Here is a 20,761-nt window from a genome sequence, read left to right as displayed (position 1 = left end):
TCGGTGGACGCGGCCGCAGGCTTCGGTGATTAACCGTAAGCCTGCTTAGCAGTATCCGCCCAACCGCCCCTGAAGCAAAGGAGTTGAAGGGGGTTATGCTCGGCCCGGCCGCTCCGTAGACTGCCCCTCAGGGAACCCATCTCCTCCCGTCGCCTTTGAAAGGACCGGTCGCCGCCATGTCAGAAGCTTCAGAGCCGCAGGAACGAACCCACAACGAGGCACCTGCCGAGGGCGATCCCGCCGCAGACCCGGCCGATCTTCGCCAACACACGCAGGATGCCGCCGAGGGCGACGACTCTGCCGCCGAGTACGAAGACTCCCCCTCCGGCAAGGACTCCTGACCACTGAGCCAGGGGCCGCCGCGCACAGCTGCCGGCAGGAAGTCTTAAAGCGCGGTCCCGCCGTCATTTCGATCCGTGCGCTTTCCAGCGTTCGGGCCGCAGTGGTAAACCGTACGTACCTCACGCAGGCTGCGCCGGTGACGGCGCACAAGCACACTTAGAAAGGTGCTGCCAATGACCCAAGCAGTGAAAGACCATGCGGGCCTCTACAAGCTCGCCGGGCCCTGGACGACCATCTATGTCGATGGAAGCGCGGGCGCCGACGACTCGTTCGCGAGCGACGACACCCTTCCCCTCACCGTCGCCGACGCGATGGAGCGCAACGGCGCGCCCAAGGAGGACATCAAGGCCGCGATGGCAGCGCTGTCGAAGTCGGCCCGGGGCCTGCCCGACCCGGTCGCCCGCTTCGTCCTGGTCCGCGACGGTGAAGCCGTCGTGGACGACTTCCTCCCGGGCAGTCTCGTCACCGGATCCCCTGTCATCGCCGTCGGACCCATCCCCGACCTCAGCCCGCTCGCCCGCCACTGCCCGGGCGGGTTCGCCTATGTCGTGGCCGAAGTCGGGCGCGACGGCGGAGAGGTGTACCTGCGCAGGGCGGATCGGGAATGGGGGGCACCGGACCGCGGCGAGCCCGTGGCCGCCGTTGAGGGGGACACCGAACACATGCGCAAGGTTCACGCCGGCGGCTGGGCCCATGGGCGGTACCACCACCACGCAGAAAAGGTTTGGAAGTCCAATGCGGCGGAGGTCGCCGCGGAGATCGACCGGGCTGCCTCCGCCTCGCGCGCGAAACTCGTCGTCCTCTCCGGGGACATCCGCGCCCGACAGCTCGTCGCCGACCAGGTGTCGGAGGAGACCCGGGGGCTCCTCGGCGTGGTCGACAGTCACACGCGTACCGGCGGATCCGATGCCGACACCTTCACGCTGCAGGTCGACCGGCTCGTCACGAGGGTGATGGCGGACCACCAGCATCACCTGCTCGAGCGGCTCGCCGAGCACGAAGGACAGGGATCCGGAATCTCGGCAGCCGGCCTGGACGCGGTCGTCACCGCGCTGCAGCAGGCACAGGTCGAAACCCTGCTCCTCGAATCCACGGCCTGGGGCGACAGGACGCTGCTCGCCCTCGACGCCCCGCCCTGGATCGCCACTGACGAGGAGGCCACCGCCGGAGCTGGCACGCTCGGCAGCGTCCCTGCTCTCGCCGCGATCCTGCGGGCGGCGGCGCTGACCGACGCCGAGACAGTGCTCTATCCCCCGGGAGCGCTTAATTCCAGGCCCATCGCAGCCCTGCTGCGCTGGCCCACCGGCCCGGCCGTCCCGGCGGCGACATAGGTCCAGGGCCACCCACAACGGGACTCCCCAGCCTCAGCCGGGGAGTCCCGTTTTTGTGTCGTCCGACGTAGGTTGGCAGGTACCTACCTGCCGCTGCCGCGGCCGAACCTACCTGCCGCCGTCGCGGCGGCGGGTGTCGACGTCGGGATCGAGCTCGTCAGCCTTGCGGGCATGATTCATCGTTTCCTCCCTCAGACTCTGGGCGTCCGACTGCCGCTCCGAGGCCTGACGGCGAAGCCTCTCGGCCTCAACCTCGGCACGCTGCGCCTCGGCCTCGGCCATGGTTGCCTTGGCTTCGCGTTCACGCGCCTCGAGTTCGGTCTCCTGTGCCTTCTCCCGAATCTCGGCCGCCTGCCGCCGGCCCTTTTCTTTCTGTCGCTCAACGTGGGCCTGCCGGCGCTTCCGGCTCAGCGCTATCACCACTCCGATCACCGCCAGCACGACGATGATCCCAACAATGATCCAGATCAGTTGGCTTGTCTCCACTGCCCGTTCACCTTCCCTGTCGTCCTTGAAGTGCGGGGTGCCTCATTCATATGTGCTGGAGCGGCGGCCTAACCGCCGAAACCGCCAAGGCCGCCGGGCAGCTTGCCCAGGAGGTCCTGCGGGTCGATGCCGAGCTTGGCGAGGAGTCCCGCGTGCTGCTCGGTGTCTACCGTGTCGGGAAGCTCGGACTCGGCCTGGTCCGCCTTGTCGGAATTACCCTGCGACTTCAACAACTCGATGATTTGCGATTTATCAATGTTCATAGTTCCTCCGTGGCTCGGACGTCCAGACCTTGGACGCCGGTTCGACAAACTGGAATACTAAGCACGCTTACTGAGAGCATCGCACACCCCCTGCTGATTGTCACGGGCGTCAATCCTTTGAAGCTGGCACAATTCCTGCCATGCCGACTTCCCTGTTGATCCTTTCGGACACCCACATCCCCTCCCGTGCGAAAACCCTGCCCGAAGACCTTTGGTCCGCGGTCGAAAGCGCCGACATCGTGGTTCACGCCGGGGATTGGACGGACATCGCGTTCTTCGAAGAACTGCACGAGCGTTCCCGTCGCCTCGTGGGCTGCTACGGCAATAATGACGGCGACGCACTGCGGACCCGGCTGCCGCTCGTTGCGCGGGAAGAGATCGAGGGGCTCCGGTTCGCCGTCGTCCATGAGACGGGTGCCAAAACCGGAAGGGAGCAGCGGATGGACCGTGAATTCCCCGATACGGACGTACTGGTCTTTGGCCACAGCCACATTCCGTGGGATACCGTCACCGGGGCCGGCATGAGGCTGCTTAACCCGGGGTCCCCGACCGATCGGCGACGGCAGCCGCACTGCTCGTACCTCACGGCAACCGTCGACGGCCACCGGCTCGACGTCGAGCTTCACCTGCTGCCGGTCCGGACCTGACCTGTCGGGCGGGCCTCCGCGAGCGCTCCCGGGCATGGCACACTGGCCCTATGATCCTGCTTGGCTGGAATCCCGACCGGGGTGATGATCCCTTTGGCGGGTATCGGCGGGCTGTGGACGAGGTCACCGGGGCGGGACTTTTCCGCTGCAGGTGGATCCTTCCTCCCCGCCAGGCAACGGCAGGAACCGAGGTGTGGCTGTTCAGCCAGGGAGGCCGCGACCGCGGCGTTCTGGGCCACGGCAGGGTCGTCTTGTCCCCCGAGCCCCAGCCGGCGGACCGGGACGGGTCGCCGGGGATCGTCGAATTCGATGCGTTGAGGCCCCGGGGCGACTCGATCCCCCAGGACCTGCTGACCCTGCGCGTCCCAGGCATCGCCTGGGGGGTGAACCGTTCTTCCCGCCGGATCCCAGCACCAGCCGGGCCGGCACTGCGCACCCTGTGGGCTGAGACGAGCAGCCTCGACGAGGCAGATCCCCTTTATCCACCCCCCGGAACCCTTCCCCCGGGCGCGCTGGCCCAGGCCCGGGTCAACCGGTACGAAAGGGACCCCTCCGCACGCCGCGTCTGCCTGGCCCACCACGGAACCTCCTGCGCGGTCTGCGGCTTCTCCTTCGAGGAGGCCTTCGGGCCGCCAGGTCGGGACTTCATCCACGTGCACCACGTCGTCCCGGCCGCCGGCCTCGGGCCGGGATACGAACTCGACCCGATCGCCGACCTTGTCCCGCTGTGCCCCAACTGCCACTCCATGGCACACCGGCGTCTCCCGGACCCCTACTCGCCTGCCGAACTGCGCACACTGAGGTCCGCCGCAGGGTTCTTACCGGGGACAACCCTCAGTCCGGAGCAGCTGACGGCCCAGGCCGACGCGGTGCGGATCCTAAGGGCCCACTAAGAGGGCCGTGGTCAAATCCTCCAGAGCCCTCATATACTGCGGATACATCACGAGCCGGAGGTCGAAGGCTGGTGCTGGGGCCCCTTCGATGACAAGAGGTAGCGATGGCCCGTGTCTTCGGGATAGCGGCGGCAGTGATCGCTGCTCTCGCCCTTCTGGTGCTTGCTCTCCTCTTGCTCAACCGCGGCGACGGCGAAGCGCCCGATGCGGCAGCCGAAATTCATTTCACCGCGGCGGGGGATTTCGCTGCCACGAAGGACACGGCGGCCGTCCTGACGAAGAATGCGTCACTGTCCCCGGATTTCATCCTGGCTTTGGGGGATCTGTCCTACGGCCCTCCGGGCGGGGAGCAGGAATGGTGTGACTTCGTCACGAGCAAGGTGGGAACCGGCTTTCCCTTCCAGCTGATCGCCGGCAACCACGAGAGCGATGGCCATGACGGGAGCATCGGTGAATTCTCCGCCTGCCTTCCCAACCGGCTGCCCGGAATCGTCGGCACCTATGGCCGCCAGTGGTACGTCGATGTGCCGGCCGGAGACCCGATCGCCCGTTTCGTGCTGATCTCCCCGGGCCTGGTCTTTCCCGAAAGCGAAACCCCCTGGGATTACAGTCCGGGTTCGGAGCACTATGCGTGGACGGAGTCAGCGATCGACGGGGCCCGCGAAAGCGGCATCCCGTGGGTGATTGTCGGAAACCACATGACGTGCCTCTCAGTTGGCAAGTACAGCTGCACCGCAGGTGAGGAGCTCACCAACCTGCTCATCAGCAAGAAGGTCGACCTCGTGCTCAGCGGCCACGAGCACCTCTACCAGCGCACCTACCAGATCGGGCATGGGGACGACTGCGCCGAGATCGTCCCCGACAACGTCAATGAGGAGTGCATCACCGACACCGACAGTTCCCTTACTCAAGGCCCGGGCACGGTCTTCGCCACCATCGGCACCGGCGGAAGCGGACTGCGCAAGGCCCACCGCGCGGACCCTGAGGCGGATTACTTCGCGGCCTACTCCGGTACCAACGCCAATCCCACCCACGGGCTGCTCGACGTCGCCGTCACCGAACGCTCACTCTCGGCCAAGTTCGTCCGGGCGTCCGGGGGAACCTTCGATGACTCCTTCACCATCCGCAGGAGCCTCGGCCGGGCGGCCGAGGCTTCCTTCATCGACGACTGCGCAGGCCTGGCCTGCGGACTAGACGCCTCCACGGCCCTGCCCACGCAGTGAACCGTACCTACAAATGGGACCTGCGCAACGGCGAGACCGCCACCGGGCTCCAGACCCCCGGGCCGCCGGCATCGACACTCACCTTCCATCGGGGGCTACGAACGCCCCAGTCACCTTCAAGGTCGATGAGATCACCGGCACTCTTGCCAAAGAACATGCCGCCGATCCCCCGCGGGCGGGAGGGTCACTGGGGAAAGGCGGCCAATGCGCGCTCCGCCACCCGGGCCAGCTCGGCACGGGTGGCCCCGGCCGAGGCCTGGACGGCGAGCCCTGCCGTGACCGTGGCAAGATACCGGGCCAGCTCCGCAGGGTCCTCGGCTGCGGAAAGATCACCCTCGTCGATGGCCTGCTGAAAGCGGCGGACAAACCGCGCCTCGCCGGCGCCGCGGCTCTCGTTCAGGAAATCGACGATCCGCTGGTCGGCGGGATGGCCTGCGAGTCCGCCCTGGATGGAGAGGCATCCACGGGGGCGATCGGGCAGCGTGATCGAGACAACGTTGGAGCGCAGGTAATGCTCAGCCACCGCCCGCGCGGTGGGCATAGCAAGGGCCGCATCGATATAGGACATCTCGACCCGTGCGTACCGGCCGATCGCCTGCCGGAACGTGCCTTCCTTATTGCCGAAGGCCGCATACAGGCTCGGGCGGCTGATGCTCATCGCGTTCGTGAGGTCCTCAAGGGTCGTGCCCTCATACCCCTGGCGCCAAAAGACGTCGACCGCGCGCTCAAGGGCCTCATCGACATCGAATTCACGGGGCCTGCCTCGAGCCGCCATCAGCCTTCACCCTCCTGCCATCGACCGCATCCGCGGAAATCAACGGACGAGCCGCAGCCGTGATTCCACCCAATTCTCCCATGGACCAGCGCCCGCACCGGGTGCCGGCACCACCCCGACGCACAAGGGCCGGAGGCCCGGGGCACACGGGTGACGGGCCGGCTGCCGGCACGCGGAGGGCCGTATTTGACGATCGGGTCAAGAATCGTCACTCTTGAATGTATGGTAAATAATGATTCATCCCTCGAGAGCCTCGTCGCGCGTTTCCTCCAGGCTCTGGCCAACAAGGACGCCGCAGGCGTCGAAGCCCTGTTCGCCGACGAGATTGACTGGTTCGTCCCCGGTCACCCGGACCTGCCGTGGACGGGCGCCCGTTCCAAGGGATCCCAGGTCGCTGAGTACTTCCACACGATGTGGCCACATTTCGACTCCGATAAGAGCAGTGTGCAACTCGACAAGCTCGTCCTCTCGGGAGAGGACGCCGTCATCTTCGCAACCTTCGCGCATACGGCCCGCAGCACCGGCCGCTCCTTTGTGACCCCGGCCGTCCTCCACCTCGTTGCCGCCGACGGCGAGTTCGTTCGAATGCATCTCTCCGAGGACACCGAGGCAGTGGCAAGGGCATTTTTCGACTGAGCCCGCCCCGGTCACTCACGCAGGCCCCTCGGCGCGCTTGAAGTGCCTCTCCAGTGCTTTTACACCACCGCCAGCAACCGGAGCGAGTGATAGTGCGCCGCCCTCCCATTCCGGTCCCCGGTCCACCGGGGCCATAGGATCGAGGAGAACGGCGTTGCATCATGGCAACGCGCCCCGCACCAGCGGGTACATCAGCGAGGAAGGTACGCAACAGTGATTGGATTCATCATTGCCGGGCTCATCATCGGCGCACTAGCGCGGCTGATCAAGCCGGGCAAGCAGAACCTCGGGCTGGTCGCCACCCTGCTGCTGGGCCTCGTTGGCTCGGTCATCGGTGGCTCGATCGCCAGCCTCCTGGGCACCGGAAACATTTTTGAACTCAATGTCCTCGGTTTCATCGTCTCGGTGATCGCTGCCGTCCTGCTGATCGGTGTCGCCGAAGGCGTGGCCGGGCGCCGCCGCGTCACCCGCTGAACGGAGCAGCCGGATCTGGCCAGAGGTGGCTTTCCCAGGCGTAGCGTTCCACGCCCGCGGAAAAAGGGTCAAGAAGGGTGTTGGATGCACCCCGCCCGGCGCGTTGCTGCCGTTAGTGCCAAGACGTGACGGGCCGGCCGGCCCCCGGACCTGCGGAAGACCGCCGCCCGGTCGATGCATCGGGCGGCGGCCTTCCGTGGGTTCTGCCCCTGTGATCAGGCGACGCAGCCACCGGGCGCGATCTGCGCATCGATGGAGCGGATCTTGGACTGGACGGCTCCCAGCTGGTCCCCCAGCGACTTCACTGTGGCCCGCTGGGCCGCGACGGCCGCCGTATTCACCTTTTTCTGCGCCTCGAGATTCCGAAGGACCGCCTGGGCATCGGTGACCTGCTTGTCGAGGGTGGTCAGCTGGCCCTGGAGGGTCTTGAGGGCTGCTTCCGCAGCGCTGATCTCCCCATTGAGGCTGTTCAACTGGGTCAGCAGCGGAGCCACCCGGTTTTGGAGCCCGAGGACCTCGGCCTCCTTGGCGGTGAGCTGCCCGTTCAGCGCCGCGAGGTCCGTCACGAGCTTGTCCATATCGGCATTCAGCTTCGCGATCTCGCTCCGCTTGGCAGTCACGGCCGCAGCAGCGCTGTCCGCCGAAGCCTGGAGCGCTGGCAGCCGGTCCTTCAGGCCCGTAAGCTCTGCGTTCTTGGCGTCCACGGCCGCAGCCGCAGCTTCGAGCGCATCCTCGGCCTCCGCTAGGTCCCCCCGCCGATCCTCGAGCGCCACCCGCTGGGCGGCGATGGCCGCCCCGGCCTCCGCGACGCCCTCGGTGAGGGCCTGCAGGCCCGCTTCGAGGTCGGCGACGACCTTCTCCTGGGCGCTCACGGCACCGGCGGCGGCGGCTGCAGCGTCCTCGAGGGCCGGCAGCTTCGCCTCCAGGACAGTCAGTTCGCCCTGCTTGGAAGCCACCGCGGCGTTGGCCTCGGTCAGAGCCGTTCCAAGGGCGGGCAGCTGGCCCTGGAGGGTCAGGATTTCCGCTTCCTTGGTGGCGACAGCTCCCTGGGCCGCGGTCAGCGCGGCCTGCAGTGGAGCCGTCTGCCGCTGCAGGGCGCTGCTCTCGCCCTGCTTGGCAGCCAGTTGGGTGTTGAGTGCGTTGACCTGGTTCTGGAGCGTGGTGAGATTACCCTGCAGGCCGGAGATCAACGTGTTCTTGTCGGTGATCTGGTTTGTCACCGAGGTCAGCTGGGCCTGCCTCTCGGCGCGCTGGTCGATCAATGCCTGCTTCCTGGGGGGTGTGCCGTTGCCGTTGAACGCATTGATTTGGGCCGTGAGGTCCGCAATGACCGCCTCCAGGGCCGACTTCGTTTTCTGGTCGGCCGCCAGCTCCTCCTTCGCCTTCGTCAGTTGGGCCTGCTTGGTTGAGATGGCAGACGTGGCTGCATCGATGTCCTGCTGGAGCTTCGTGATCTGCCCGCCAACCAAAGTGATGGCAGCGTTGTTGGCGTCAACCGCATTGGCCGCATCCGCGGCGGCGGACTTCAGGGCCGGAAGCTGATTCTGTGCGGCAGCGATCTCAGTGTTCTTCGCGGTGACCGCGTCCGCCGCCTTCTGTGCATCGGCCTGAAGTGCTGTGAGCTGGCCCTGTGCGGTGTTTATCTCGACGTTCTTCGCGGTGACGGCGTCCGCTGCCTTCTCGGCGTCGGCCTGGCGGGTGGCGAGGTTGGTCTTCGCCTCGTCAATCTTGGCCATCTGGGCATCGAGGTCGGCCTGGGCTGCGGTGCCGGAGTCCACGAGGTGCTGGAGTTCCGCCTCCGCGTCGGTGATGGCCTGCGTGGCGGCCGCCACCGCGGCGGCGGCATCCTCCGCAGTTGTGGTCAGTGAAACGAGTGCAGCCTCGGCGGCGGCGATTGCGTCATTCTGTGCATCGAGCTCACCGGTTGCCTGGGCGGCCGTCGCTTCGAGCAGGGCCAACCCCTCGGCGGCGGCGTCGGCCGCCTCCCGATTGACGGCAAGGTCGGCGTCGACAGCCGCGGCCTGCTCCTGCAGGGTGGCTGTGGCTTCCTGTGCGGCAGCCAGCTGTTCCTGGAGGGGCACCAGCTTTGCCGAGGCGTCTGCCTGCTGCAATTTGAGGCCAGCCAGGGCCGCTTCGGCTTCCTGGATCGACTTGCCGGTGCTCGCCTGATCCGCCGTCAGCGCCGCAATTTCCGCTTCGGCATCCTTCATATCGAGGTCTAGCTGCGCGGCCTCGGTGTCGAGGGCGGCGATCGCCTTATCGGCCTCGACGATCTGGGACGTGAGGGCGGCGGCGGTCGCCTGAAGCTGGGTCCGCTCGGTCTGCAGCTTGGTGATCTGCTCGGCGTTCTTCTTGGCGGCGGCCCGGAGGAGGTTTTCCTGCACGCTTCCGCGGTGCGCCTGCTGATTGACCACACCGTTGCAGATACCCGAAGTCGGGCCGGTCGTCGCCGACGCCTGCGGGGCGAAGACGAGCACGCTTGTCAGGATGCCCGGCAGGATCACTGCGCTTGCAACACGGCGGGTAAGGGCGGATGTCGCGAAAGAGTCGCGCATGAATACTCCTGAGACCGAAAAGATGATTTGGATGCCTCAAAGAACCTATGGCCATTAGTTGCGCTAGGACACAGTACCCACTACCCCAATGCCCTTCGGACTACTTGGTCAGCGGGGCGCCGATCTACCTGCTGCCCCATCGCGGGAGCAAGGGCTTCTTCCTGGCGCCGGGGCGGTGCGGACGCCTAGGTGCCAGCAAGTGGCCGTCAACCCGAGCGCAATTGGCTTCACTCGCCCATTCGCTCAACGAGGCCGGCGCGCCAGTCCGGAGGGTCGAACGGTTTTGCGTAGTAGCGGGTGTCGCGCAGGATCCGCCCTTCGCCGTCGAATTCGAGGATGACGACGACGCTCCACAGCTCTCCGCCGCCGTAGTCGTTGACCCCTTCAAGAACCCAGACCGTCCCGGCGCCGGTGACCCGCCGGACGGTGACGTCGGGTGGTGCTGGGAATTGCTCCTGCATGGAGCGCATCGCGTCCCGCCCGCGGATCCGTTCCCCGGACTGCGGCATTTCCATGACGTAGTCCGGATGCCGCAGTTCGTACTCGGCCTCGGGAGAGAGCGAGTCATGGCCACCGCCGATCAGGCACAGGAACGCCTCGCGCATCACCGATGCGTCACCGGCGTCGATCCCCCGGCGGATGAGAGTCCCGATGTCAGACTCAGCCATGGCGGTCATGCTACGCCGCGCGGACGTGAACAGCCAGAGGTTGATGCCCCCGGGAAGCACCGCCCGGGGTGGGCTCCCGTCGCCGTCCTGCCGGGAATTCTGGACCCCGGCAGGCGGTTGAGAGAAGGGAATTAACTATCCTTGGAGGAAGAATGAGCACCCCCGAAAATGCCCAGCTGGAGCGATGGCTTCGCTTTCGCAACAGCCGGAACACCGCTCTGGCCAAGGAGCACGGCTGGCTGACGCTCACCTCGCTGCAGTGGCTTCCGGCCGAGCCCTCCCCGCTGGAGCTGGTTCCCGGGCTGTGGTCGACAGACGGTACGAAGGCCGTCCTCACGGCCGCCGCCGCGGACGGGTTGACGCTTGTGGAGACGGGCGAGCCCGTCGAAGGAACCCTCACCGCCAGCCTCGCCAATGAGGAGTCGCTCATGTGGGTCGCCTTCGGCGGCGAGGACGGCCGGCGCGTTGTGGTCGAGCTCGCCGTCCGGGGTGACAGGTACGCCATCCGCACCCGAGATTCGCGCTCCCCGGTGTTCACCGAGTTTGAGGGAGTTCCCACCTTCGACTACCGCCCGGAACTCGCCGTCCTTGCCCGCTTCGAGCGTTACCCGGAGCCGGTCGACGTGCCGATCGGAACGGCGAACCCACTCGTGGACGGGGTGCACCGCAGCGCCGGCGAGCTCGTGTTCCGGCTGCCCGGCATCGACCACGAGTACCGGCTGCAGGCTGAGGAAGGGAAACTCGGCGCGCTGACCGTGACCTTCCACGACAAGACCAACGGCGAAACGACGGATGACTGGCGGAAGGTGGAAACGGGCCGGCCCCGCCCCGACGGAACAGTGGTCCTCGATTTCAACCGTGCGATCAACTATCCGAGCGCCTTCACTCCCTACGGCACCTGCGCGATGCCGGTGAGGAACAACAGCCTCGATGTGGAGATCGAAGCCGGCGAAAAGGCCTTCGACATCCAGCCTGCCGGCTGAGGATCACCCCGGCCGAACGGCGTCCACCACTAGCGGGTGGACGCCGTTTCCGTTACGGGGGCCTTGCGAGGCCCCGGTGCCCGGCGCGCCCTGACTCGGCCGGCTGCGCCTACAATGCGCTGCGTCAGGGCCCAGTACACCACGCCGGCGGCCAACGAGGCGCCCACTGCGAGCGCAGGACTGAAGGGCTCCAGCAGGGGAAAGACCAGCCAGTGGGTGAGGTAGGCATACAGCGAGGAACTGGCAAGGACCCCGACCGGTCGGTGGAGCCGGCGCGGCAGGGGGATGGCAGGAAGCCAGGTCAGCAGCAGGAGCCCTCCGAGCAGGGTCGCTTCGCGTGCCGCGTCATCGAAGAAGCCGGGCACGCTCAGCACCGCGATGACCGTCACTACCGCCCGCTGGAGGGTGGTCCGGGACCGGGCCATCAGCCAGCCCAGGCCAACGAGCCACAGCACCGGTGCGGTGTGCGGGACGCTGATGTGCGGGAGGTCGTAGCGGCCCAGCATGCCGAGGGCCGTCAGGGCGAGCGGGAAGGCAAACGGTGCGGCCCGCTCGGCCCGGTCCACCCACGGAAGCGCGAGCAGCGCCAGCAGGAAGATCAGGACATACACGAGCACCTCGACGAACCAGAACTGCCACTCCGCGGTCACGTGCCGGGGCCCGATCAGCGAATTCAGGAGCGCGATGTTCGCCAGGGAGTACCGGTCGGTCACCAGGTAGGCAAAGGCGATAAAGGCCACGCTGGGCACCACGATCCGTCCGAGGCTCCGTATTTGGCGCCGCAGGCGGGCAACCCGCTCCCCCGCGAGCTGGAACCGGGCGAAGTTGTAACCGGCCACGGCCATCAGCACATGGGCGGTTCCCGGCCACGTGAACAAGCCCACGTGGGTGCTGATGATGAAAATGATGGCGACGGCGCGCAGGACGATGCTCGTCTCGAGCGGGGCGAGGAAGCGCCGCGCCGGGTATGCCTTCCGGGCCGGCCGGGCGAGGTCCCCGACCCGCATCAGGTGCCAGTCGGCCGGAAGGGCACCAAGGACCTTTTCGAGCCGGACCGACAGTGCCACGTAGGACAACGAATCTCCGCCGAGGGAGACAAAGGTGTCCTCGTCCCGGACGGCGCCGCACTCAAGGTGTTCAGCGTAGATCCTTCGAAGGTCCTCCGGGCCGTCCCCGGCAGAGGGCTCCTCCTGCACCGCCCCTACCGATGCCGCCGCCAGGGCGAGCACAGCTGGATAATCGGGTTTTCCGCTGGACAGGCGCGGGAGCCGATCGACGCCGTGAACCTCGACGGCGGCCCGGGGCAACCCCAACTGCTGGGCGAGGACCTTGCCGAGCAGCCTCACATCGGCTCCGCCCTCGGCCGCGACCACGAGCCGCTCGTCGGTTCCGGTACTGAGGGCGCGCACACCGAGGCCGTCGAGAATCCGTTCAACCTGGCCGAGGTCGACGCGCAGTCCGACGATCTTGAGGAACCGGCTGCGCCGCCCCACCACCTCGTACAGGCCGTTGGGGTGCCGGCGCGCCAGGTCCCCGGTGCGCAGCTCCTCAACGGTCCGGCCCAGCGCCAGATCGGCCGGCACCTCGGCATAGCCGAGCATGACGTTCGGGCCGGTGTACACGAGTTCGCCGTCATCGAGCCCGGGCACCGGGTCGATACGGAAGGCCCCGCCCGGCACCGCGATGCCGATGGTGCCCGGGTGGGAGGCCGCAAGGTCCGGGGGAAGGTAGGCCATCCTGGCCGTGGCCTCGGTGGCACCGTACATGACGAACAGGTCCCAGCCGCGCTCAGAGCCGAGCGCCGCGTACCGGCGCACCTGCTCGGGCGCGAGCCGGCCTCCGGCCTGGGTGACGTACCGCAGGGAAGGAAGGTCAAGGGCGGCGAAGCCCACCCGTTCAAGGAGCTCGAAGGTGTAGGGCACGGCCGCGAAGGAGCTCACGCCGTGGGCGCGGAACAGCTCCCAGAAGCAGGGGTCGACGACGGACAGGTCGGTCAGCACCAGGCCCGCCCCCCGGAGCAGGTGGCTGTTGATCACCGACAGTCCGTAGCAGTAGGACAGGGGCAGCGTCGTCGCGGCGCGGTCCTCGGGTCCGATCGCAAGATACCCGGCGATGGCCTCGGCGTTGGACTGGAGGTTTTCGTGGGAGAGCCTTACCAGTTTGGGGGAACCGGTTGAGCCGGACGTGCTGACCAGCAGGGCAAGCTCGGGGTGCAGTTCATGCACGGTGCCGGGGCGCCGCTCCTCGAAGGAGGGAAAACCGCCGGAGCGCAGGACGACGTCGGGGTCGTACGCCGCCACGATGGAGTCAAGGGCCGCCGGCTTGTCGCCCGGGACGAGGATGAGGGGGTGGCCGGCCGTGAGCGCCGCGAGGTAGGCGATGAGCGAATCAAGATCGTTGGCGGCCGCGAGGGCCACCAGCCGCCGCTGGGTGCCAAGGCGGGCGGCGAAGGCCTCGACGCGGCCGGCCAGTTCACGGTAACTGAGGGTCGACCCCTCGGTCAGCACCGCGGGGCGGTCCCCGAAGTGGGCGAGATCAGCGGCGAAGGAGGCACGCGTGAGGAACAGGTTCGAGGTCACTGCGTAACCTTATGAGGAAGGCTTACCTAAGTAAAAACGGCTCCGCGTCTGCTGCCGGGGCCGGACCGGCCCCGTCAGCCGGCAGCGGGAAGGTCTTCCCTCGCCGGGGAGGACTGGAGCTGATCCCAGCCGGCGAAGCGGATCCCCGCCGAGGTGGCCACGATGTCCTCGAGGGTCCGCCGCACCCACTCCGCCGCCGAACTGTTGGCAACCCGCAGGTCCCGATCGGCGATTCCTGCCGAGGAAGCATGCGCGAGGCGGACGATGCAGTGATCGAGTTCGGCGGCCAGCCCCTCGATGGCCCAAAGCAGCTCGTCCGGGCTGGGATCGGCGGTATCGAGCACCACGTCGATCAGGGAAGGGCCCCGAGTGGTTCCCTGGGCCGGAGAACCGCTTTGCTCGATGCCCGCGTCGCAGTCCACGAGGTTCCCGGTCCACTTTTCAGGGTCCCGCTCAGCGCCGCTGCGATGCCTCAGCGTGTTCCGGCCCGAAAGGGCTCCGGACCCGGGATCGTATTCTGCAGCCGCACTCACGCGGTGCGCCTCAAGCGTGTGGGGAGGGCGGCCCGATGGCCGATTGATGCGGCGTCCGCCGCGACAGGGGCGAACCCGTGGTGTGCACATGGCATGGTGAGACCTTCGCTGTTCGGCGGCCGACCTGCCCTCGCGGGCCCCGGCTCCACGTCACTTAAATGCATCGGTGGCGCATTAGTCGACCGATAGAGTCGGCGACATTACCGGAGCGTAACATGCAATTTCCGCGTCGCACGCAATTCGAAAAAGGGCAACCGTGGGCGTGTCTGGAGCGTCTGAAAGCGCGCTGATCGTCTGGAACGGGCCTAGGACTGGCACCCGATACCGTCGCCGTCCCGGTCGAACGAGGCATCCCACCCCGGGTCCGCCGGAGTGATCGGCGCGGCGCCGGCCGCCTCTACGTCCGAGCAGCTTCCGTAGGTCACCTTCCCGGCCGGCGGCACGCTCCCCCCACCGCCGGGCCCGGTGGGCGCAGTTTCCCCGGGCTCCCCGGCGGCGCCGGCGGGCGGAGCGGTGGTTGCGTCGGGAAGCGGCTGGCCGGGGCAGGACCTGAGAATCCGCTCAATGGCGCCTCGTTCGGCGGCCGTCACCCACAGGCGGTACTTGAGCTTGACCGCCGTCTGCCGGGCCACGTAGGCGCACCGGAACGACGTGTTGGGCGGAAGCCACGTTGCGGCATCGGCGTCGCCCTTCTGCCGGTTGGCCGGCCCGTCGACGGCGAGGAGGTTCAGCGGGTCATTGGCGAAGTGCAGCCGGTCCTGGTCCGAAAGCTGCTGGGCGCCCGTTGCCCAGGCATTTCCCAGCGCCACGACGTGATCAATGTCGACGAGGGCCTCCCCACCCTTGACGAACGTTATGGTCGCCGCAGTGTAGGGGTCCTCCAGGACACCGGCCTGCACCACGCAGTCCCGGGTGCCGGGCTTGAAACTCTCCTCGGAGAGATTTGTGGCAAGGATGTCGTTGCGGGTATCGCAGCCGTTCCGATCAACGTCGGCCCAGGCCGGCCCGAACTTCTCCCGGTCGTATCCGGTCTTCGGCGCCCGCCCCTTGACGGGGAGCGCCTCGAGGCCTGCGAGCGCCGTTCCGGCCGGCGGCATCGGGGCGGCCGGTGCGCCGGGAGCTGTCGGCCCGTCCGACTCCCCGCCCGTCGGGGTGGGGGACGGGGCGGCGGCCGCTGACGGCGCGGGGGCCGGGGCGCCCTGCAGGGCGGGCGAACAGCCGACGGCCCCGGCGGCCAGGGCGGCCCCGAGCAGGATGGCGGCTCTCGTGGTACGAAGGTGCATGGTTCCCAGGGTGTGATGGTGCAATTGCTGAGCCTCGACACTACCGCCGGGGCACGCCCGCTTATCGGCGGCCCGCCGTACGGCTGACGATTCGGTCTCGACACCACCGGAAGGGAGCGGACTCCGGGCGGGGAGTGCGGCACAATAGCAGCATGTGCGGACGTTTCGTGATCGCGGGAAACAAGGCGGCAATGCTCGATGCGTTCAGCGTGGACGAGTCGTTCGAGGACGAAATGAACCCGTCCTGGAACGTGGCCCCGATGACAGGGATCCCCTTCGTTTCGGAACGACTCAGTGATGGCACCCTGACCCGCCGGCTGGACATTGCCCGCTGGGGCCTTGTCCCCGTATGGGCGAAGGACCCCAAGATCGGCTCCCGGATGATCAATGCCCGCGCCGAATCGGTCCTCGACAAGCCCTCCTTCCGCACCGCGGCCGCCAAACGCCGGGCCCTGGTGCCCGCGAACGGCTACTACGAATGGCAGAAGAATCCCGACGGAACGAAGACCCCCACATACCTCCACCCGGAGCGGGAGGACGACCTGATCGCCTTCGCCGCCCTGTACGAGTTCTGGCCGGATCCGGAGAAGGCGGATGGAGATCCGGAGAAGTGGCTGACCACGGCGACCATCCTGACCACGGACGCCACCGACAGCCTCGGGCACATCCACGACCGCTCCCCGCTGATCGTCCCGAAGGACCTCCATGCGGACTGGCTCGATCCGGCGGTGACCTCGAAACAGGACGTCCAGGAACTGATCGACGCGATCCCTGAACCCGTCCTCGTCCCCCGCGTCGTGGGCAAGGAAGTGGGCTCGGTCCGCAACGACGGGCCGCACCTCATCGAACCGGCCGAATAGCCCCGCCCATTGCCCGCTGCCCCCCTGCCAGTTGGCTGTTGCCCCGAGAAGTTACAGAGAAGGCAGCCGTTCCACCCGGATCCCTGCGGCCAGGGACCAGGTGATCGACCCGCCCTGAAAGGCCTGGCGGACTCCGCCGAGGATCGGAGTTGGGTTGGACGTCGGATAGCCCAACCGGCCCGCCCGAGCCTCCGCCACGTAGAGGTCGTGGATCAGGCCCGTGGAGATCCGGGCACCGGTCGCACGGGAGAAGTAGACCGCCCCGCCCTCGAACGTCTGGAAAACCCCGCCGTTTCCGCCCGCCTCATCCGACGTCGGATACCCCAGGGCTCCCTGCTCCCGGCCCGACCGGTCATAGGCGCCCCGGATCGCACCCCGGACGACGTGCGCCCCGCCGCCCGGTGACCAGCGAACGGTCCCCCGCTCGAAATCCTGGGAACTCCCGCCACGCGTCAGCCCCGTGACCTCATCGCCCACGGGCCCGCCCAACGCCACCCGCCCACCGGCCACCGTGTATTTGCTGGTGACCGGACCGGTCGGGTCAGCGGAGTAGGGGGTGAAGACATCACCCACCGCGCCCATGATGACCCGGTCACCGGGCACCGCATGCTTGAGATAGCGGGTGACCAGCGCCTCAGGCAACGCGATGCATCCCGCCGTCGGCGCCGGATTCGAATGCATAAAAATTGCGAATCCGGCACCCTCCCGGATGGGTGAATCCGGTGGCCTGTTGTAATTTAGGACCACGCCCTGCCGGTAATCTCCAGTCGGGCGCGTCGCGAAATCCCACATGTCTTCGTCGGGGAAGTCGTGGGAAGTCGATTCGAAATATCGATTGTAATCGGACGAATATTCTCCGCCGCCGCCCCAGCGGGATCGACTGTTAAGGATCCGGAAGCGGAGCCGGGTGCCCGGGTTCCACAGCCCGAAGCCTTCGGTGACCGAGTAGGAGCCCGTCGGGGAATACTCCGCCGCCGTGTGGCCGCTTGGGACCCCGGGTGCCCGAAACCCATTCCGCCCCACGTTTCCGGGGCTCTGCCAGTCCTGCACGTAGCGCTCACCCGACCTCACGCAGGTGGTGACCAGGGCGCCACTGCTGCTGCGGTGGGCCGTGGTCGCGAACGTGACCCGGTTTGCTCCGTACCCCGGATACAGCACCTGGCCTGCGTTCAACCGTTCGCAGGGGTTCGTCTCCTGGACGGCCTCTCGAATGTCGGCCCGTGCCGCGGGCGCTTGTACGAGGAGGCCGCCCAGTATGCCGGCCGCGGCAAGTACCGCGGCGATGGTCCGCAGCCCCGCGGATCGTGTTTTCATAGATACCTTTTGCGCAAAGTGAAGGGAGGAATTACCGCAGAGAGGACCGCCGGGCGCGCGACAGAGCAAGCGGGCAGAGCGCTGGAGTCAGCGGAGGGTGGGTTGCGGAAGGGCCGCTGCCGTGTGCCGCAGGCGGTTAACCGCCGGGCTTTCCCGGAAAGGGCAGTGCAGAAACGTAATTACCCACTCGTTGCGGTCGGCGGTGATGTTGCCACGCCAAACGATGATTTCATCATCCCAAATCCCCCCATATTAAACCTGATCACCGGAGCGTATCGGATTCACGGGGAGCCGCAAAGTTCCCGGTAGATCCTGTCGCCGAATGGTTATCCGTCCCGGATTCCGTCGATGACCCAGTGTGCAGGCCGAAAGCCGGACCGTTATTCACCGCCAATGGACGGCAATTCGGTGCCGCTGCGGTACCGCCGCCGCGCGCCAAAAAAGCCGTGACGAGGGCATTCAGCCGGGATTGCGGCTCTGTTAGGCTGGCACCCCGCAGCGCGGCCGGGCCACCGTCGATGGACAGGGCAGCCGGAACCGGGCCGTCCCGTGGACAAGCACTCCGATATCCCAATGAATCGAGGAGGCAGTGATGACCCGCGACCCCTACGCCGATCTGCCGGTGGTAGCCGAGTTTGAGGTGACCAGTGACGACGTCGAAAATCTTCAGCCGCTTCGGGCGCCGCAGGTCTCCGGCGTTTTCGGCGCCGGTGGCGAGGACGTGTCGCCACAGCTGTCCTGGCGTGGCTTCCCCGAGGGGACGAAGAGTTTCGCCGTCACCGCCTATGACCCGGACGCACCCTCGGCCAGCGGATTTTGGCACTGGGGCGTCTTCAACATTCCAACCGACGTCACGTCCCTGCCCGCAGGTGCAGGATCCGAGGACGGGTCGCTGCTGCCCGATGGGGCAGTTCAGCTGCGCAACGACGCCGGATTCCGGGGCTACGTCGGCGCCGCGCCGCCTCCCGGCCATGGCACCCACCACTACCATTTCGTGGTGCACGCCGTCGATGTCGAGCGGCTTGAGCTGCCCGCCGACGCCGGTGTCGCGTTCCTGGGCTTCAACCTGTACCCGCATACGTTGGGCCGGGCACGAGTGATCGGTACGTTCGAGCAGTAAAAAGGCGCGACGGCCAATATTCCTCGGTGGAGGGGCCGACGCCCGCGGGTGGACCTGACGCCCGGTCAGGCCGACCCACTGCGCTGAAGCCGGCCCCGCTGCCGAGGACGAGCGGTCCAGGCGATCCAACCGCCGGCGACGGCCGCAAGGAGGGCGCCGACCGGCTGGGTGGGCAGGCTGCTGCCGGTGGTCACCATTCCCAGCACTACCCCCAGCGGGTAGAAGATCACCGTGGCGGCGATCCACAGGGCTCCGGCCGCCTTGGGGAGGACGGTCGAGCGCCACACGGCCACCCCGAGGAGCACCTGGCCGACGAAGGCGAGCAGGAGCCCGAGCACGAACGTGGCCACCATTGAAGCAGGGAATTCAAGCTCCATGACCTCCGGCATCCCCGTCAGATAGGCGCGGCCGACGGCCGGCGTGACGAACGTTGAGATGACCGAAGGCACCAGCAGCAGAGTCTGGGCGAAGACCGCGATGACCATTGCGGGAACCGCGATCCGGGCGGCCCTTCCGCCGGTGAGGTAGATGCCCAGGGTGAGGAATCCGAAGATCCCCAGAATTGTGCCACCGGTACTGCCGATCAGGTGACTTGTGAGGTATATCGGTGCGGTGACGAACTCGGCCCACGCCTGAGGGTCCTTTTCCTGGTCGGGCTGTGGTTTGAGCGTGGACAAGGCAGTCATCAGCGCGGAGACGGGCAGGGCGATGAGTCCGGCGCCGACCCAGCGGGTGAGATAGGGGGTCATCGGAGGTTCCTTTCTCGTCGGGAGCCCGGCTGGGCCTCCTCTTCGAGATTAGGAAGCGCCGGACGACACCGCATAGGGCTGAAGTGCCGTCCTGGTAGCTGGGGTGGCACCACGGTCCGGGGCCTACCGGCCGGCCGCGGGTGGGGCGAGAATGGTTGGGCGCCCCTCCGTAACGAAACTGCTCCACGGGCCCCCCGCTGGAGCGACGGACCGTCGGGAGATGAGGACGACCATGGAGAACCAATCGCCGGCGGTGACAGCGTTCATGCGCGATCTTCACCACCCCTTCAAGGAGGTCATCGGGGTTCTTCGGTCGGAGATTCTCTCCCTTGATCCCGGCATCACCGAACAGATCAAGTGGAAGGCGCCAAGTTTCGGTTTTGCGGGAGCGGACCGCGTGACCTTGAACCTCCGCCCGACGGACCGCCTCCAGATCGTCCTGCACCGCGGCGCGAAGACCCGCGACGACGTCGTGGGCTTTCAGTTCGTCGATGAGGCGGGACTCGTGCAGTGGCTTGCCCCGGACCGGGGAACCGTGTCCTTCACCAGTGCCGACGACGCCGAGCGGAAGCGGGGAGAGTTCCTGAGACTCGTCGACCGTTGGATGAGGGTGTAGTGGACCACACCGCGGCCTACCTCCGCGGGCACCACCCCGACGCCGCCGAGTTGGCGCTCTGGTCCGCGGCGTGCTGCTTGAGGCGGCTCCGGGGCTTGAACAGCGGGTGTTCCTAGGGTGGCAGACCATCGGGTTCGTCCATGCCAGTGCCGGCTACGTCTGCGGCCTGTTTCCGCGGCCGGGTGCCCTGCTGCTCACCTTCGAGCACGGTGCGCGACTGCCCGACCCTGGCAGCCTCCTCATCGGAGATGGCCGGCAGGTGCGCTCCCTTCCCATTTCGGCACAGGACGACCGGACGAAACGGAGGATCGTGGAGTTCCTCGATTCCGCGATCCTTCTGGGCGAAAGCCGCCGCGGCACCGCCCGGGGATAAGCGGTCCGGCCGATAGGGTGTCCGAAACTATAGACACCACCACTATAGATACCTAAAC

At 67.3% G+C, this 20,761-nt stretch carries 22 protein-coding genes; 12 read left to right on the top strand and 10 right to left on the bottom strand.

The genetic code is table 11. The annotated features are described in order from the left end of the window. Positions 1 to 176: 176 nt before the first annotated feature. Positions 177 to 341: a hypothetical protein gene (locus E2F48_RS17265; RefSeq protein WP_165968686.1), complete on the top strand. Its 165-nt coding sequence runs from the start codon at positions 177 to 179 to the stop codon at positions 339 to 341. A 174-nt stretch (positions 342 to 515) separates the two neighbouring features. Next, positions 516 to 1,673 carry a baeRF2 domain-containing protein gene (locus tag E2F48_RS04220; protein ID WP_133402776.1) on the top strand — a complete coding sequence of 386 codons (1,158 nt, stop codon included), beginning with the start codon at positions 516 to 518 and terminating at the stop codon, positions 1,671 to 1,673. A 108-nt stretch (positions 1,674 to 1,781) separates the two neighbouring features. Here E2F48_RS04220 and E2F48_RS04215 read toward each other — a convergent pair whose 3' ends face one another. Both E2F48_RS04215 and E2F48_RS04210 read right to left on the bottom strand, forming a co-directional pair. Beyond that, positions 1,782 to 2,159: a hypothetical protein gene (locus tag E2F48_RS04215; protein WP_133402775.1), complete on the bottom strand. Its 378-nt coding sequence runs from the start codon at positions 2,157 to 2,159 to the stop codon at positions 1,782 to 1,784. Between the two features lie 68 nt (positions 2,160 to 2,227). Then, the gene (locus E2F48_RS04210) at positions 2,228 to 2,422 is read right to left on the bottom strand and encodes a hypothetical protein (protein ID WP_133402774.1); all 195 of its coding nucleotides are present in this window, start codon (positions 2,420 to 2,422) and stop codon (positions 2,228 to 2,230) included. A 140-nt stretch (positions 2,423 to 2,562) separates the two neighbouring features. Here E2F48_RS04210 and E2F48_RS04205 point away from each other — a divergent pair, with 140 nt between their 5' ends. From E2F48_RS04205 to E2F48_RS04195, 3 genes are all read left to right on the top strand, one after another. Beyond that, positions 2,563 to 3,069, top strand: a complete 507-nt coding sequence (locus E2F48_RS04205) for a metallophosphoesterase family protein (protein WP_133402773.1) — start codon at positions 2,563 to 2,565, stop codon at positions 3,067 to 3,069. 50 nt (positions 3,070 to 3,119) lie between these two features. Then, on the top strand, positions 3,120 to 3,962 hold the full coding sequence (locus tag E2F48_RS04200; protein WP_133402772.1) for an HNH endonuclease: 843 nt from the start codon (positions 3,120 to 3,122) through the stop codon (positions 3,960 to 3,962). Positions 3,963 to 4,066: 104 nt separating this feature from the next. Further along, positions 4,067 to 5,185 carry a metallophosphoesterase gene (locus tag E2F48_RS04195; protein ID WP_133402771.1) on the top strand — a complete coding sequence of 373 codons (1,119 nt, stop codon included), beginning with the start codon at positions 4,067 to 4,069 and terminating at the stop codon, positions 5,183 to 5,185. 184 nt (positions 5,186 to 5,369) lie between these two features. Here the strand turns inward: E2F48_RS04195 and E2F48_RS04190 are convergent, their stop codons facing one another. Continuing rightward, positions 5,370 to 5,960: a TetR/AcrR family transcriptional regulator gene (locus E2F48_RS04190; RefSeq protein ID WP_185149790.1), complete on the bottom strand. Its 591-nt coding sequence runs from the start codon at positions 5,958 to 5,960 to the stop codon at positions 5,370 to 5,372. A 222-nt stretch (positions 5,961 to 6,182) separates the two neighbouring features. Here E2F48_RS04190 and E2F48_RS04185 point away from each other — a divergent pair, with 222 nt between their 5' ends. Next, the gene (locus E2F48_RS04185; RefSeq protein WP_133402769.1) at positions 6,183 to 6,596 is read left to right on the top strand and encodes a nuclear transport factor 2 family protein; all 414 of its coding nucleotides are present in this window, start codon (positions 6,183 to 6,185) and stop codon (positions 6,594 to 6,596) included. A 213-nt stretch (positions 6,597 to 6,809) separates the two neighbouring features. After that, on the top strand, positions 6,810 to 7,070 hold the full coding sequence (locus tag E2F48_RS04180) for a GlsB/YeaQ/YmgE family stress response membrane protein (protein WP_133402768.1): 261 nt from the start codon (positions 6,810 to 6,812) through the stop codon (positions 7,068 to 7,070). Positions 7,071 to 7,285: 215 nt separating this feature from the next. Here the strand turns inward: E2F48_RS04180 and E2F48_RS17260 are convergent, their stop codons facing one another. Next, positions 7,286 to 9,625, bottom strand: coding sequence for a coiled-coil domain-containing protein (locus E2F48_RS17260; RefSeq protein ID WP_165968685.1), 2,340 nt, complete (start codon positions 9,623 to 9,625; stop codon positions 7,286 to 7,288). Between the two features lie 227 nt (positions 9,626 to 9,852). Then, positions 9,853 to 10,293, bottom strand: a complete 441-nt coding sequence (locus E2F48_RS04170; protein ID WP_221411621.1) for a nuclear transport factor 2 family protein — start codon at positions 10,291 to 10,293, stop codon at positions 9,853 to 9,855. A gap of 152 nt (positions 10,294 to 10,445) precedes the next feature. Between E2F48_RS04170 and E2F48_RS04165 the strand changes: the two genes are divergently transcribed. After that, a complete protein-coding gene (locus E2F48_RS04165; protein WP_133402767.1) occupies positions 10,446 to 11,276 on the top strand; it encodes a DUF1684 domain-containing protein in 831 nt (276 codons plus the stop codon). Positions 11,277 to 11,305: 29 nt separating this feature from the next. On the opposite strand, the gene E2F48_RS04160 is transcribed toward E2F48_RS04165, so the two are convergent. The 3 genes from E2F48_RS04160 to E2F48_RS04150 all read right to left on the bottom strand — a co-directional run bounded on the left by E2F48_RS04160 (position 11,306) and on the right by E2F48_RS04150 (position 15,671). After that, entirely contained in the window at positions 11,306 to 13,855 is a 2,550-nt protein-coding gene (locus tag E2F48_RS04160; RefSeq protein WP_133402766.1) for an AMP-binding protein, read from the bottom strand. A gap of 74 nt (positions 13,856 to 13,929) precedes the next feature. Beyond that, positions 13,930 to 14,388: a hypothetical protein gene (locus tag E2F48_RS04155; protein WP_133402765.1), complete on the bottom strand. Its 459-nt coding sequence runs from the start codon at positions 14,386 to 14,388 to the stop codon at positions 13,930 to 13,932. 305 nt (positions 14,389 to 14,693) lie between these two features. Next, the gene (locus tag E2F48_RS04150) at positions 14,694 to 15,671 is read right to left on the bottom strand and encodes a GmrSD restriction endonuclease domain-containing protein (RefSeq protein WP_133402764.1); all 978 of its coding nucleotides are present in this window, start codon (positions 15,669 to 15,671) and stop codon (positions 14,694 to 14,696) included. Positions 15,672 to 15,823: 152 nt separating this feature from the next. Here E2F48_RS04150 and E2F48_RS04145 point away from each other — a divergent pair, with 152 nt between their 5' ends. After that, positions 15,824 to 16,531, top strand: coding sequence for an SOS response-associated peptidase (locus E2F48_RS04145; RefSeq protein ID WP_133402763.1), 708 nt, complete (start codon positions 15,824 to 15,826; stop codon positions 16,529 to 16,531). A 51-nt stretch (positions 16,532 to 16,582) separates the two neighbouring features. Here E2F48_RS04145 and E2F48_RS04140 read toward each other — a convergent pair whose 3' ends face one another. Continuing rightward, the gene (locus tag E2F48_RS04140) at positions 16,583 to 17,845 is read right to left on the bottom strand and encodes a L,D-transpeptidase family protein (RefSeq protein ID WP_133402762.1); all 1,263 of its coding nucleotides are present in this window, start codon (positions 17,843 to 17,845) and stop codon (positions 16,583 to 16,585) included. 592 nt (positions 17,846 to 18,437) lie between these two features. On the opposite strand from E2F48_RS04140, the gene E2F48_RS04135 reads away from it, so the two are divergent. Next, a complete protein-coding gene (locus tag E2F48_RS04135) occupies positions 18,438 to 18,965 on the top strand; it encodes a YbhB/YbcL family Raf kinase inhibitor-like protein (protein WP_185149789.1) in 528 nt (175 codons plus the stop codon). 65 nt (positions 18,966 to 19,030) lie between these two features. Here the strand turns inward: E2F48_RS04135 and E2F48_RS04130 are convergent, their stop codons facing one another. Beyond that, the gene (locus E2F48_RS04130) at positions 19,031 to 19,714 is read right to left on the bottom strand and encodes a hypothetical protein (RefSeq protein WP_133402760.1); all 684 of its coding nucleotides are present in this window, start codon (positions 19,712 to 19,714) and stop codon (positions 19,031 to 19,033) included. A gap of 232 nt (positions 19,715 to 19,946) precedes the next feature. Here E2F48_RS04130 and E2F48_RS04125 point away from each other — a divergent pair, with 232 nt between their 5' ends. Continuing rightward, positions 19,947 to 20,330 (top strand): DUF1801 domain-containing protein, encoded by a 384-nt coding sequence (locus E2F48_RS04125; RefSeq protein ID WP_221411620.1) that lies wholly within the window; start codon positions 19,947 to 19,949, stop codon positions 20,328 to 20,330. Positions 20,331 to 20,400: 70 nt separating this feature from the next. After that, positions 20,401 to 20,703, top strand: coding sequence for a DUF1801 domain-containing protein (locus E2F48_RS04120; RefSeq protein ID WP_133402759.1), 303 nt, complete (start codon positions 20,401 to 20,403; stop codon positions 20,701 to 20,703). Positions 20,704 to 20,761 lie beyond the last annotated feature (58 nt).

Origin of the sequence: Arthrobacter crusticola (assembly GCF_004357995.1) — a bacterium.
Lineage (GTDB): Bacteria > Actinomycetota > Actinomycetes > Actinomycetales > Micrococcaceae > Arthrobacter_D > Arthrobacter_D crusticola.
The sequence above is the reverse complement of the archived record's forward strand: the minus strand, read 5'-3'. Positions and strand labels throughout refer to the sequence as shown.